This is a genomic window from Streptomyces sp. NPDC059668, assembly GCF_042734135.1.
GTDB lineage: Bacteria > Actinomycetota > Actinomycetes > Streptomycetales > Streptomycetaceae > Streptomyces.
Window position 1 is genome coordinate 449,019 of the sequence record NZ_JBHWEL010000001.1, and the last position, 13,420, is coordinate 462,438.

At 70.9% G+C, this 13,420-nt stretch carries 12 protein-coding genes and 1 pseudogene; 9 read left to right on the top strand and 4 right to left on the bottom strand.

What is annotated here, in order from left to right; all coding sequences use genetic code 11:
- Positions 1-151: 151 nt before the first annotated feature.
- Both ACFV2J_RS01995 and ACFV2J_RS02000 read left to right on the top strand, forming a co-directional pair.
- Positions 152-1,735: an FMN-binding glutamate synthase family protein gene (locus ACFV2J_RS01995; protein WP_385090097.1), complete on the top strand. Its 1,584-nt coding sequence runs from the start codon at positions 152-154 to the stop codon at positions 1,733-1,735.
- A gap of 86 nt (positions 1,736-1,821) precedes the next feature.
- Positions 1,822-3,549 (top strand): thiamine pyrophosphate-dependent enzyme, encoded by a 1,728-nt coding sequence (locus ACFV2J_RS02000; RefSeq protein WP_385436960.1) that lies wholly within the window; start codon positions 1,822-1,824, stop codon positions 3,547-3,549.
- Between the two features lie 132 nt (positions 3,550-3,681).
- Here the strand turns inward: ACFV2J_RS02000 and ACFV2J_RS02005 are convergent, their stop codons facing one another.
- Positions 3,682-4,122, bottom strand: coding sequence for an STAS domain-containing protein (locus ACFV2J_RS02005; protein WP_385090104.1), 441 nt, complete (start codon positions 4,120-4,122; stop codon positions 3,682-3,684).
- Between the two features lie 172 nt (positions 4,123-4,294).
- Here ACFV2J_RS02005 and ACFV2J_RS02010 point away from each other — a divergent pair, with 172 nt between their 5' ends.
- The 6 genes and pseudogenes from ACFV2J_RS02010 to ACFV2J_RS02035 form a co-directional block, all read left to right on the top strand.
- The gene (locus tag ACFV2J_RS02010; protein ID WP_385090108.1) at positions 4,295-4,666 is read left to right on the top strand and encodes a helix-turn-helix transcriptional regulator; all 372 of its coding nucleotides are present in this window, start codon (positions 4,295-4,297) and stop codon (positions 4,664-4,666) included.
- A gap of 134 nt (positions 4,667-4,800) precedes the next feature.
- Positions 4,801-5,142: an ANTAR domain-containing protein gene (locus ACFV2J_RS02015; RefSeq protein WP_385090111.1), complete on the top strand. Its 342-nt coding sequence runs from the start codon at positions 4,801-4,803 to the stop codon at positions 5,140-5,142.
- A gap of 224 nt (positions 5,143-5,366) precedes the next feature.
- Positions 5,367-7,610 (top strand): transketolase, encoded by a 2,244-nt coding sequence (gene tkt, locus ACFV2J_RS02020; RefSeq protein ID WP_385090114.1) that lies wholly within the window; start codon positions 5,367-5,369, stop codon positions 7,608-7,610.
- Between the two features lie 64 nt (positions 7,611-7,674).
- Positions 7,675-8,022: a transposase domain-containing protein gene (locus tag ACFV2J_RS02025; RefSeq protein ID WP_385090117.1), complete on the top strand. Its 348-nt coding sequence runs from the start codon at positions 7,675-7,677 to the stop codon at positions 8,020-8,022.
- Positions 8,023-8,171: 149 nt separating this feature from the next.
- On the top strand, positions 8,172-8,642 hold the full coding sequence (locus tag ACFV2J_RS02030; RefSeq protein ID WP_385090120.1) for a hypothetical protein: 471 nt from the start codon (positions 8,172-8,174) through the stop codon (positions 8,640-8,642).
- Positions 8,643-8,843: 201 nt separating this feature from the next.
- Positions 8,844-9,283 (top strand): annotated as a pseudogene (locus tag ACFV2J_RS02035) (transposase); the annotation flags it as partial.
- Here ACFV2J_RS02035 and ACFV2J_RS02040 read toward each other — a convergent pair.
- From ACFV2J_RS02040 to ACFV2J_RS02050, 3 genes are all read right to left on the bottom strand, one after another.
- Positions 9,277-9,732 (bottom strand): VOC family protein, encoded by a 456-nt coding sequence (locus ACFV2J_RS02040; protein WP_385090123.1) that lies wholly within the window; start codon positions 9,730-9,732, stop codon positions 9,277-9,279. The pseudogene ACFV2J_RS02035 and the gene ACFV2J_RS02040 sit on opposite strands and share 7 nt — an antisense overlap.
- Positions 9,733-10,376: 644 nt before the next feature.
- Positions 10,377-11,321 (bottom strand): LLM class flavin-dependent oxidoreductase, encoded by a 945-nt coding sequence (locus tag ACFV2J_RS02045; RefSeq protein WP_385436964.1) that lies wholly within the window; start codon positions 11,319-11,321, stop codon positions 10,377-10,379.
- 73 nt (positions 11,322-11,394) lie between these two features.
- Positions 11,395-12,339, bottom strand: a complete 945-nt coding sequence (locus tag ACFV2J_RS02050; RefSeq protein WP_385090129.1) for an alpha/beta hydrolase family protein — start codon at positions 12,337-12,339, stop codon at positions 11,395-11,397.
- A 241-nt stretch (positions 12,340-12,580) separates the two neighbouring features.
- Between ACFV2J_RS02050 and ACFV2J_RS02055 the strand changes: the two genes are divergently transcribed.
- Positions 12,581-13,171 (top strand): TetR/AcrR family transcriptional regulator, encoded by a 591-nt coding sequence (locus tag ACFV2J_RS02055; protein WP_385086296.1) that lies wholly within the window; start codon positions 12,581-12,583, stop codon positions 13,169-13,171.
- Positions 13,172-13,420: the final 249 nt, after the last annotated feature.

Here is a 13,420-nt window from a genome sequence, read left to right on the forward strand (position 1 = left end):
CACCCCCCACTCGCCCTCACCCCCCTACTCCCCCCCGGGCGCCGCCGGGGGGCCGCCCCACCCTCGGCCCCGCCCCCGCTCCCCGTTCCGGGCGGCGCCTTCACGCAGGCACGGACGGAATGGAGTCCCGGCTTCGGGACACAAGCATCAGGTGCTGAAGATACTTCTGGTTGTCCTGCTCGGCTCCCTGGCGACGGGCGTCTCCGTCGTCGCCGCCCTGGTCTCGCCCTGGTGGTGGGCCGCGGCCGTCCCCCTGCTCCTGCTCGCGCTGGTGGCCGTCCACGACGTGGTGCAGCGCCGGCATTCCGTCCTGCGGAACTACCCGGTGCTCGGGCATCTCCGCTTCGCACTGGAGGCGCTGCGGCCGGAGCTTCAGCAGTACTTCATCGAGCGCGACTTCGACGGCCGCCCCTTCGACCGTGACACCCGCAGCATCGTCTACGAGCGCGCCAAGGGCACCGACGCCGAGGAACCGTTCGGCACCGAACTCGACCTGTACCGCACGGGCAGTGAGTTCCTCACCCCGTCCATGGCCCCCCGGCCGGTGCCCACCGAGGCGCCACGGGTGCGGATCGGCGGACCCGAGTGCACCCGGCCCTACGACATGGCGCTGCTCAACGTGTCGGCGATGAGCTTCGGTTCGCTGTCCGGCAACGCCGTACTCGCCCTCAACACCGGCGCGCAGCTGGGCGGTTTCGCCCACGACACCGGCGAGGGCGGCCTCTCCGAGTACCACCTGAGGCCCGGCGGGGATCTCGTCTGGGAGATCGGCACCGGATACTTCGGCTGTCGTACGGACGAAGGGGACTTCGACCCGCGGCAGTTCGCCGAGAAGGCGGCGCACGAACAGGTCAAGTGCGTGTCGCTGAAGATCAGTCAGGGCGCCAAGCCCGGCATCGGCGGAGTGCTGCCGGGCGCCAAGGTGAACGCGGAGATCGCCGGCGTCCGCGGCGTCCCGCAGGGACGCACCGTCATCTCACCGCCCTTCCACCGCGTCTACTCCACCCCGCGCGAACTGGTGCGCTTCCTGGCCCGGATGCGCGAACTGGCCGACGGTAAGCCCGTCGGGTTCAAGCTGTGCGTCGGCTCGCGCCGTGAGTTCCTCGCCGTGTGCAAGGCGATGCTGGAGGAGGACAGCACGCCGGACTTCATCGTCGTCGACGGCGCGGAGGGCGGAACGGGCGCGGCGCCGCTGGAATTCGCGGACAACGTCGGCCTGCCCCTCGGCGAGGGACTGATGACCGTGCACAACGCCCTCGTGGGCGCCGGGCTTCGCGACCGGATCCGGATCGGCGCCAGCGGCAAGGTCGCCACCGGCAGCGACCTGGTCAAGCGCCTCCTCCAGGGAGCCGACTACACCAACGCCGCCCGCGCCATGATGTTCGCGATCGGATGCATACAGGCCCAGCGCTGCCACACCAACACCTGCCCCGTCGGGGTCGCCACCCAGGACGAACGGCGCGCCCGCGCCGTCGACGTCCCCGACAAGTCCCAGCGCGTACGGCGCTACCAGCAGGCGACGGTCAAGAGCGCGCTCCAGATCATGGCCTCGATGGGCGTCGACGAACCGCACGGGCTGCGACCCCACATGCTGCTCCAGCGGGTGAACCCCCACACCGTCCGCTCCTACGCGGAACTCCACGACTGGCTCACGCCCGGAGAACTGACCGCATCGGCGCCCTCCGGCTGGGCATCCGACTGGGAGGCGGCCGACCCGGACCGCTTCACCCGCTGAGCGCCGCACCCGGCACTCGCCGTTCCCCCCTCCCGCTGAACCCGGCACCCGTTCCCAGGGGCCGCACCGAACCGAAGGGCACTCCCGTGGCACGAACCGTCGCCCGTGTGATCGTCGACGCACTCCAGGAACTGGGCGTCCGGCACGTCTTCGGCGTGGTCGGAGACGCCTTGAACCCGCTGACCGACGCGATCCGTACCACTGACGACCTGGACTGGGTCGGCTGCCGGCACGAAGAGGCCGCGGCCTTCGCCGCCGGAGCGCAGTCCCAGCTCTCGGGAACGCTGGGAGTCTGCATGGGGACGGTGGGACCCGGCTCCGTCCATCTCCTCAACGGGCTCTACGACGCGGCGAAGAGCCGCACCCCCGTCCTCGCGATCTGCGGTCAGGTGCCCCTCGCCGAGGTCGGCAGCGACTATTTCCAGGAGGTCGACAACGACCTGCTCTTCCGTGACGTGGCCGTCTACCGGGCCACCGTCTCCTCCCCGGACCAGATGCCGCGGATGCTGGAGTCCGCCGTACGCGCGGCCGTCAGCCAGGGGGGAGTTGCGGTCCTCACCGTGCCCGGAGACCTGGGCGACCAGGAACTGAGCGAGGACCGTGCCGCGCGCTTCGCCCTCGACCGCCCCGTCACCCGCCCGGACGACCCGGCGCTCGCGCGGGCCGCCGAGCTGCTCAACGCCGCCGACCGGGTCACCCTGCTGGTCGGCCGCGGAGCCCGCGCCGCCCGGGCCGAGGTCCTGCGGACCGCCGAAGCACTCGCGGCGCCCATGGTGCTCACGCTCAAGGCGAAGGAGGGGTTCGAGGGGGACAACGAGTTCCAGGTGGGCCAGACCGGTCTGATAGGCAACCCCGCCGCCGCCCACGCCCTCGACAGGGGCGACGCGCTCCTGATGCTGGGCACCGATTTCCCCTACCGGGACTGGTATCCGAAGGGGCGCAAGGTCGTCCAGATCGACACCCGTGAGGAACACCTGGGCCGCCGGGTCCCCGTGGACGTGGGCCTGACCGGCGACGTGGGGGCGACGCTGAGGGCCCTGCTCCCGCTGCTGGAGACCGTCCCGGACCGGAGCCACCTGGACGACGCGCGGGAACGGTTCGCCCACTGGCAGGACGGTCAGCGGCGTCTGGCCGACCCGCGTCACGAGCACCGCTGGACCGGAAAGCTGAGGGCCGCCCTCGACAACCGTGACCACGAGATCCGCCCGGAGGCACTGGCCGCCGCGGTGGACGCCCACGCCGCCGAGGACGCCGTCTTCACCTCCGACACCGGCATGGCCACCGTCTGGCTGTCCCGCTTCGTCGGCATGCGTGGGAGCAGGCGCCTCATCGGCTCGTACAACCTCGGCTCGATGGCCAACGCGATGCCCCAGGCCCTCGGGGCCCAACTCTGGGCGCCCGACCGCCAGATCGTCGCCTTCTGCGGCGACGGCGGACTGAGCATGCTGCTCGGCGACCTGATGACGATCAAGACCTACCGGCTGCCGGTGAAGCTCGTGGTCTTCGACAACCGCCGCCTGGGGATGGTCAAACTCGAACAGGAGCAGGCCGGCCTGCCCGAGTTCGGTACGGAGCTCGACAACCCCGACTTCGCGGCGGTGGCCACGGCGCTCGGCCTCACCGGCATCCGCGTCACCGACCCGGACGACCTCGACGACAGTGTGCGCCGGGCCCTCGACACCCCTGGGCCGGTCCTGCTCGACGTACTGACCAACCCGCAGGAGGTGGCCGTGCCGGGCAAGCCGACCGTGTCACAGGGCTGGGGCTTCGCCATCGCCAAGGTCAAGGAGATCCTCCCGAGCCACGAAGGCTGACCGGGACCGCGGCGGGTTCTCGCCGTGCCGGACACGGGCCGCGGACGGATCACACGGTTCGTGTCCGGCTTCGTGTCCGGCGTCGGCCCGGGGCAGGGCCGTCACGGTGCCGCGTCGGCGTACGCCTTGCGCTCAGTCACCTGCCGGACCGTCCGTCCGGTCATCCGCCGGACCGTCCGTCCGGGCGCGGTCGGCACCGGCCCGGCTGCCTCGCGCGCCGACGCCCAACGCCTGTTGGAGCGTGGGGTAGCAGGTGATCACGGTGTCGAGGCCGACGATCTGCAGGACGCGCAGGATCGAGGGGGAGGGGGCCGCCAGGCGCACCCAGCCCTGGAGGGCGGTGGCGGCGTGGTGGGCCCCGATGAGCGCGTTGATGCCGCTGGAGTCCATGAAGGTCACCTGGCTCAGCTCCACCACGGTGTGGGCGGTCGCCCCGCCCTCGGGGTCGAGGAGGGCACGCTGGACCTCGGTGCCGGTGGTGAAGTCGATCTCGCCGCGCAGGGCCAGCACGGTGACGCCCTCGGCGGTGGTGGAGCGGGTTACCGACAGCCGTGGGGACTCCATCGCGGTCATCCCTTCCGTGTGACAGGGCTCGGTGGGGCGTGCCAGGGCCGAAACCCACGGCGCTGGGTCGCCGTGGGCGGGAACCTCTCAAGGGTCCGCGCCGGGCCCGTCACCCGTCAAGAGATACAGGAAAAGATTTTCACCCTTTCTTATACGTGAATGCTGCGTCTACTCTGGGATGATGCATGGAGTACCCGAGTCCCACACCGGCTGGACCTTCCTGACCAACCATGCCCGCGTGCTGGCCGCCATCGCCGAGGACCGCACCACGCGCATCCGCGACATCGCCGCGCGCTGCCAGCTCACCGAGCGGGCCGTACAGAAGATCATTTCCGATCTCGAGGAGGGCGGATACCTCACCCACACCCGGCAAGGACGCTCGAACGAGTACCGGATCGAGGAGGGGACCCTCCTGCGGCACCCGGCGGACTCCGGACCGACGGTGGCGGACCTGCTGGCCCTCCTCGCCCGGCACGACGCCGAACACGGCGCCGGGAACCAGCAGTTGCGCGGGGCGTCCCCGCACGCACATGCCGCGGAAGGCGACCGGTGACATCGGCGGCACGCTCCCCGGGTTCCCGGGGCTGCGGCGCGGGCCGGTCCCCGACGCCGGTGTGACGGCGCCGAATTCGAGGGCAGGAGATGAGACGAAGTAGCGCCGGACTCCCCAGACCGACGGAGGCGACGTTGACGTCCGAAGCGGACATGACGCGGCGGTTCCCCTTGCCCATCGAGGCAGCGGCGGACGAGGTACTGCGTCTGGAGGACGAGAACCTCCAGCTCAAGCAGGCGGTGCGGTCGCACGCCGTCGTCGACCAGGCCATCGGCGTGCTCCTGGCGGTCGGCCGGCTGACCCCGGACGAGGGCTGGGACACCCTGCGGAGCATCTCCCAGAACACCAACGTCAAGCTGCGGCAGGTGGCCGAACTGATCGTGGAATGGGCGCGTACGGGCCGGCTGCCAGGCGACATCCGCAGCCAGTTGGAGCACGAGCTCGGACTCGGCGACTCCTCGGGAGCGGCGGAGTAGGACGCGGCGGCAGCCCCCGGCCACCCGCGTCACGTCGTACACGCACTCGGGCCCGAGTCCAGGCCAGGGTCCGGGCCCGGTTCCAGGCCCGAGTCACGGGGCGTGTGCCGACCCCGCCCGGGTACGCGTTTCCCCGAGCCCGTGCCGCAGGGTCCGTGAACTCGGCCGACACCGGTGAGGAAGTCGCCTGCTGTGCGAATCCACGATGTGTTGAGGAGAACCCCATGGTGAGCGAGCCGTCGAACACCGGAAGCGTGATCGCCGGACGTGATCGCGGCCTGGGCCTGCCGGTGGCCGACCGGGCCGGCTGGGACCCGGTGGACGTACGGGCGGTGGACACCGTCCGACTGCTGGCCGCGGACGCGGTGCAGAAGGTCGGGAACGGTCATCCCGGAACGGCGATGAGTCTCGCGCCGCTCGCGTACCTGCTGTTCCAGAAGGTGATGAGGCACGACCCGAACGATGACCGCTGGCTCGGCCGGGACCGGTTCGTGCTGTCGTGCGGGCATTCGAGCCTGACCCTGTACATCCAGCTCTACCTGGCCGGGTACGGACTAGAGCTGTCCGACCTCCAGGCCTATCGCACCTGGGGGTCGGCCACCCCCGGGCATCCGGAACACCGCCACACGGCCGGTGTGGAGATCACCACCGGCCCCCTCGGCCAGGGCATGGCGAGCGCGGTGGGCATGGCGATGGCGGCGCGCCGTGAGCGGGGCCTGCTCGACCCGGACGCCGCGCCCGGTACCTCGCCCTTCGACCACCACGTGTACGTGATCGCCTCGGACGGCGACATGATGGAGGGCGTCACCGCCGAGGCCGGGTCGCTGGCCGGTCATCAGGAACTGGGGAACCTGGTGGTGTTCTACGACTCCAACCACATCTCCATCGAGGACGACACCGACGTCTCCTTCAGCGAGGACGTCCCCGCCCGCTACGCCGCGTACGGCTGGCACGTGCAGACGGTGGACTGGACCCGCACCGGCGACTACGTGGAGGACGTCGACGCGCTGCTGGCCGCGATCGAGGCGGCCAAGGGCGAGACGGGGCGCCCCTCGCTGATCATGCTGCGCACCCTGATCGGCTGGCCTGCCCCGACCAAGCGGAACACCGGGAAGGCCCACGGTTCGGCGCTCGGCGACGAGGAGGTCGCCGCGACCAAGGAGTTGCTGGGCTTCGATCCCGGGCGCGCGTTCGTCGTCGAGGACGAGGTCCTGGCGCGGACCCGGGCCGCCTCCGACCGCGGCCGTGAGGCGCACGCCCGGTGGCAGGAGACGTTCAGCGCCTGGCGGGAGGCCAACCCGGACCGCGGGACGCTGCTGGACCGGCTGCGGGCACAGGAACTGCCCAAGGGATGGACCGAGGCGCTGCCCGAGTTCCCGGCCGACCCGAAGGGGATGGCGACCCGGAAGGCGTCCGGCGAGGTCCTCACCGCGCTCGCGGGTGTCCTGCCGGAACTCTGGGGCGGCTCGGCCGACCTGGCCGAGAGCAACAACACCACGATGGACGGCGAACCGTCCTTCGTACCGGCCGACCGGCAGACCAAGGAGTGGAAGGGCGGCCCGTACGGACGCACCCTGCACTTCGGGATCCGGGAGCACGCCATGGGCGCGGTGCTCAACGGCATCGCCCTGCAGAGCCTGACCCGCCCGTACGGCGGCACCTTCCTCACCTTCTCCGACTACATGCGTCCCGCCGTACGCCTGGCCGCGCTGATGCGGTTGCCCGTCACCTACGTGTGGACCCACGACTCCATCGGCCTCGGCGAGGACGGGCCCACCCACCAGCCCGTCGAACACCTTGCCGCGCTGCGCGCCGTCCCCGGTCTGGACGTGGTGCGTCCCGCCGACGCGAACGAGACCGCCGCCTGCTGGCGCACCGTCCTGGAACACACCGACCGCCCCGCCGGGATGATCCTGACCCGTCAGAACCTGCCGGTCCTGGACCGCGATAGCGGGAAGTTCGCCGCAGCTTCCGGCGCCGCGAACGGTGGCTACGTCCTCGCCGAGGGCGCCGACGGCACGGATGGCGCGGACGGCGCGCTGCCGGACGTCATCCTCGTCGCGACCGGCTCGGAGGTGCGGATCGCCCTGGACGCCCGCGCCCTCCTCGCACAGGACGGTCTGAGGGCACGGGTGGTGTCCATGCCGTGCCGGGAGTGGTTCGCCAACCAGCCCCGGGAGTACCAGGACGCGGTGCTGCCGCCCGCCGTTCGGGCCCGGGTCAGCGTGGAGGCCGCCGTCGGGCAGGGCTGGCGCGACGTGGTCGGCGACGCCGGACGCATCGTCAGCCTCGAGCACTACGGCGCGTCGGCGGACTACCAGCGTCTCTACACCGAGTTCGGCATCACGGCCGAAGCGGTGGCGGCCGCCGCCCGTGACAGCGTCCGTGACGCGGCCGACGCACCACGTCCCGGAGGCCGTCAGCACAAGGCCGCGCCCACCACGGGCGGCGCCGGCGACACGCCCTAAGGGCAATGCCGTTGCTTTTGGCGTGGGCGTAGGCTGGTTGGTGGTAGGTCCCGGGGTGGTTGGGGTGGCGTCGAGTGCGTCGGACTTATCGGGTCTTGGTCTGCTGACGTGGGTGTATCCGCCGGGGTTGGTAGACCGGGTGGTGGCCGCGTGTGGGCGTTCAGAGCGGCGGAGACGGCTGCTTCCTGCGCGGTTGGTGGTGTATTTCGTTCTGGGGCTGGCGTTGTTTTCGCCGGCTCCTTATCTCGAGGCCATGCGGCATCTGGTCGCGGGTCTGCGGGGGCTGGGACTGCTGGGCGACTGGCATGTTCCGGCGAAGTCTTCGCTGTTCAGAGCTCGGCAGCGACTGGGTTCCGAGCCGCTGCAGGTGCTGTTCGCGGCGAGTGCGAAGCCGATGACCGATGGCCGATGAGTCGACGCCTGGCGCGTTCTGGCGGGGTCTGCGGGTTGTGGCCGTCGACGGGACGTGCTGGGACGTAGGACAGGGAGGTCAACCAGGCCGCGTTCGGCCGTCCTGGCAGTGGCCGCGGACGAAAGCGCAGTGCGTTTGTCCAGGTGCGGATGGCGGCGCTGGTGGAGGTGGGCGGCCATGCGGTGCTGGATGCGGAACTCGCCGGCTGCCGGACTGGTGAAGTCACTCTCGTCGGCCGTCTGCCCCGGTCCTGCACTGCGGGCCAGCTGGTCCTGGCCGACCGCGAGTTTCTTGGCGTCCCGCTGTGGCGGGCCTTCACCGAAGGTGGCGCCGACCTGCTCTGGCGGGTGCCGGCCAACCGTGTCCTGCCCGTGAACAAGCTCCTGCGTGACGGATCATGGCTCTCCAGCATTCACGCCGGCACCGACCCTGCGAAACGAGATCCGGTGCAGGTCCGCGTCCTGGCCTACCAGCTCAAAGGCATCGGCAAGGACGCGGCGGCAGACAACAGCTTTCGCCTGGTCACCACGCTGTCGGATGCCCGCCGCTGTCCAGCCCGGCAGCCGGCCGCTCAATGCCGTTGCTTTACGGGTCTGGGTCGGGTGGGGGTGGTCGTTTGATGCGGATGGCTCGGGTGCCGGCGCGGGTGGGTTGGGGCCAGGTTTGATGTTCAGGCCGCTTGAGCCAGTAGTTGGACATCTTGCGCTTGACGACGCGGGGCTGGCTGCGGAGCTGTCTGGCGGCAAGGAGTCTTTCCAGCAGGTCTTCTTGGAGTACGTGCAGCGCTCTGACCAGGAACTCAGGGGGAAAAACCGCCCTGCCTGGTCGTGGCCGTCGGCCGACCAGTGCCCGGTAACCGTAACGACCGCAAGGCGTGGGAGATGTCCGGAGCGAAGGCCGCCGTCGGCAGGACCACGATCATCGCCGACGGCGGCTACCGGGGCACCGGCCTCGTCATCCCGAACGCCGGGACGCAGCCGCAGGGTGGGGTCGACCGTGCCGTTGACGGTGCCGACGCGAACGCGGCCAGGCCGAACTCCTGGGCTGACACAAGGAACACAACGCCGCCCACCGTAACGTCCGCGCCCGCGTCGAGCACCCCTTCGCCCGCATGAAGAACTGGAAGATCCTGCGCGACTGCCGCCTCAAGGGCGACGGCGTCCACCACGCCATGCTCGGCATCGCCCGGCTGCACAATCTCGCCCTCACCGGATCGGCAGCGAGCCGGCCGCGCGCTCTACCGCCTCCAATTGTTCAATGAACGCAGAACTCGTTGCCCTCCGGGTCCTGCATCACGACGAAGAATGAACCCGAGCCATACGATTCCTCGATGCGCAACCGGGACGCGCCCAAGCCCTCCAGCCGCGTCACCTCGGCAAGCACTCGCTCCTTGCGAGTGGCAAACGCGACGCTACGGCCTCCGCTCACACCCAGATCAAGGTGGAGCCGGTTCTTGACGACCTTCGGCTCGGGTACCTGCTGGAACCAGATCCGCGGGCCGACGCCATGCGGATCGATGGCGGAGTCACTGCAGTCGCCTGCGCCCAGCTCCTCCTCTGGCAGGCCTTGGTCCAGCCAGTACGCGCGCCAGGTAGCGAACGGTGCAGGCGGCGGCTCGACTTGGTAACCCAGTGCAGCAGCCCAGAATGCCGCGAGCCGCTCGGGCTCAGTACAGTCGATGGTTATGTGGAGTTTGGGATTGGTGATCACCGGCCGACTGTATCGGCCGTATCAGTGACGACTCTTCGAGTTGCGCCAAGGACTGTTGGCTCCCGGTGGACACCGAGACCCGCTCGGTGATCGGCGCTGGCGAGCCGGCCACGCCGAGATCATCTCACCTGTGGTCAAGGGCCCCAGGCAACCTCACGCGCCGCGGGGGTGGGTCGGCCGCTGTCGGCCGCCCCTTCTGGTGCACCATTCCCGCTGGAAGGCGAATCCGTGGAGACAGAGGAAGTACGGCCTTCCCCCGCGGAGAAGAGGGCGCAGTACAGCGCCGGTGCCTGGTTGATCGGATGGATTGTCTTTCTGGGATCCGGGTTCCTGACCTCCGTGCTGTTGCTCAGTTCCTGGTTGAACTGCGGTTGCGGCAGCACAGGTTCAGGCCGGCTCTTCTTGTCGGTAGTCGCAGCGACCCTGGTGCTGACAGCTCTCGCCACGGCGGTGCTGCTCTGGACGGCGCCGGCAGTGTGGTGTGTCTCGCCGGGCCGCCCGGAAAGCATGTGCGAACCAGGCGGCGCGCCCCTGGGGTGGCCAAGTTGGTCGCCCTTGTGAGGCGGCCCTCAGCAGAACTGCTCGAACTCACTGAGCGGGCCTCTCCAGGACAGCTCGGTTACGGGACAGCCCTTAGCCGTGCCCTAAGGGCTGTCCCGCGCCGGGTCGTGCCGCCCGCGCGGGTCCTGCCGGGGCGGTGCGGTGACGGGTTCGCCCGGTGGCGCGGGGACGAGTTCGTCGGCGACCCAGCGCGCCACTCCGAGGGGGTAGGGCGCCGGCAGCCCGAGGACGATGTGCCGGAAGCCGGCCTCGGTCGCTCCGTGGATCGCGTCCCGGGTGGCACCGGGATCGTCGTAGGAGACCGGTAGCAGGATCGAGCGTGTGATCGAGGCGGGATCGCGCCCGATCTCGGCGCAGTACCGGTCGAGCAGGGCGCTGCGGTCGATGGCGTCGTCGATGTCGGCGCCGGGGATGTTCCACAGGTCGGCGTGCTCGGCGGCCACCCGCAGCGTCGACGGCGCGCGGCCGCCGATCAGCAGGGGCGGATGCGGGCGTTGAACGGGTTTGGGATTGCCGAACGCGCCGGTGAGCCTGATGTGGGCGCCGTCGAAGTCGAAGGGTTCGGACGCGGTCCACAGCCGCCGGATCACCGTGCAGGCCTCGGCGAGTCCGCCCACGGCGCGGGCGGCGTCGTGGAAGGGCAGGCCGTGTGCCTCGTACTCGCGCCGGGCCAGCGGGTGGCCCGGCCGTGAACCGGCGCCGATGCCGAAGTCGAGACGGCCGCCGGAGACGACGTCGACGGTGGCCGCGATCTTGGCGAGCACCGCGGGCGGCCGGAAGCGGTTGCTGGTCACGAGCACACCGAGACGCAGCCGCCGCGTGTACGCGGCCAGCGCCGAGAGCAGGGTCCAGCCCTCGTAGGTCACCCCGTTCGGGTCGCCGCCTATCGGCATGAGGTGATCGAACAGCCACGCGTGCTCGATCGCCGGGATGGCGTCGGCCTCCCGCCAGACCCGCAGGATGTCGTCGTAGTCGACCTGCGAGGGGGCGGTCATGATCCCGAAACGGGCCACGGCCGGTGGGGACATGGGGACCACTGGTTCCTTTCCACGGGTTGGCGCCGGTGGGAGCGCGCCGATGTCGTTCAGGGGGCGCACTCGCCTACTTGCTCTCCACCCGGCCCAGCGGCGCGGGGTCCTTCTCCAGCGCGGCGCACGCCGCCGCCCAGCCGGTGTCCCCGGGGTGGAGAGCGCCGCGGAGGAACGCCCAGGTGAACCGCTGTATCAGGGCGACTCGTTCGGGACTCTCGTCGGTGGTCTCCGCGACGCCGTGGCCGGGGATCCCGCCGAGCGAGTGTTCCGCGCCGAACAGGGTCAACAGGCTCTTGCCGGCCGGGCTCAGGAAGTACGGGTCGGTGAACCAGTCCGGTCCCCGGACGGTCAGCGCGGACTGGTCGTGATCCCCGGCGACCACGAGGACCGGTGCGGTCATGTCGTCGAAGGACGGGTTCATGAAGGGGAAGTGCTCGGCCGCGAACGGAGACAGGTCGTCGCCGCCCCGGCCGGGAGCGGCGAGCAGCACGCCCGCCCTGACCCGCGGGTCGGACATGTCCTCCCCCGGGACACCCTCGGAGTCGAGCACGCGCGCGCCCAGCAGCATGCTCGCGGTCTGGGCCCCCCAGGAGTGTCCGGCCACGGCGACGCGACTCCGGTCCAGACGCCCTTCGAGGCCCGGCACGGAAGCCTCCAGCAGATCCAGGTGGTCGATGACGCGCTTCATGTCCTCGACCCGGACACGCCAGATCAGAGGCGTACGGGGGTCGTCGGCGGGCAGAGCGAGTGTCCTGGAGTCGAGATGGGTGGGCTGGAGGACCACGAAGCCGCGCGCGGCCCAGTGGTCCGCCAGCGGGGCGTAGCCGTCCATCGACCAGCCGTATCCGTGCGAGAAGACGATCACGGGCAGGTCGTGGCCGGTCGTGGGCGCGGACACCCGCACCTGCAGGTCCTCACCGCGGCCGGGGGCCGGCAGCACCACCGGCCTCACGGAGACGACCGGAGTGGGGGTGACCGTGAGGGCCGGGGCGGTCGCGACGTCTGTCTCGGGCATGGGAGTGCCTTCCGTTCAATTTCTGCGCGCAGAGTGGGTGTGATGGGTGTGATGGATGTGGCGGGGGCCCACGGGCTCGGCGGACACCCGTCGTCGGGTCTCCGCCGCGGGCCGGGGCCGGCCGCGCACGGTTTGGCCGCCGGCTCCGGCTCTGAGATGATGAGCAAACGGAACCCTGTCCCGTTTGAAGATACGGAACGTTGTTCCGGATAGCAAGCCCGAGGGTGGAGAGGACGGCGCGGTGAGCGACATCGATGGTGAGGCGGGGCGTGCGGCCCGGCCCAAGAGGGCGGACGCCCGGCGCAACGAGGAGACCCTGCTCGACGCGGCCGCCGCGATCTTCGTGACCGCGGGGGTGGAGGCGCCGGTGCGCGACATCGCCGCCAAGGCCGGCGTCGGGACGGGCACGATCTACCGTCACTTCCCTACGCGGGCGGATCTCATCATCGCCGTCTACCGGCATCAGGTCGAAGCCTGCGCCGAGGCCGGTCCGGCCCTGCTGGAGAGCGGCCCGACCCCTCACGTCGCGCTGGGCCGATGGATCGACCTCTTCGTCGACTTCCTGGTCACCAAGCACGGACTGGCCGCCGTGCTGCAGTCCGACGCCGCCGGCTTCGACACGCTGCACGCCTACTTCCTCGACCGTCTGGTGCCCGTGTGCGCCCGGCTGCTCGACGCGGCGGCCGCCGCCGGCGAGATCCGCTCCGACATGGACGCGATCGAGCTCATGCGCGGCGTCGGGAACCTCTGCATCGGCGCGGACGCCGATCCCCGCTATGACGCGCGCCGACTGGTCGGACTCCTCATCGCAGGGCTGCGTCAGTCACCATGACCGGCCGGCCCGGGTGGGTGGCGAGCGTCGCACCGGCCGGCCCGGCCGGCCCCGTCTCCGGATGCGCCCCGCGGTGCCTTCCGCCGACGGCGCGGGGTGCGCCCCGTGATTCACTACGGGTGAAGGTTCCGGGGCGGTCGCCGGGCGGCGTAGTGCCAGGCGGCGCGGGCCGACGGGAATTTTCGGGCCTGTCCCCGACGTCTGTGCCTGGGGGACGGCCGGTGGCCGCGCCGTCGGGTCCACGCGGTC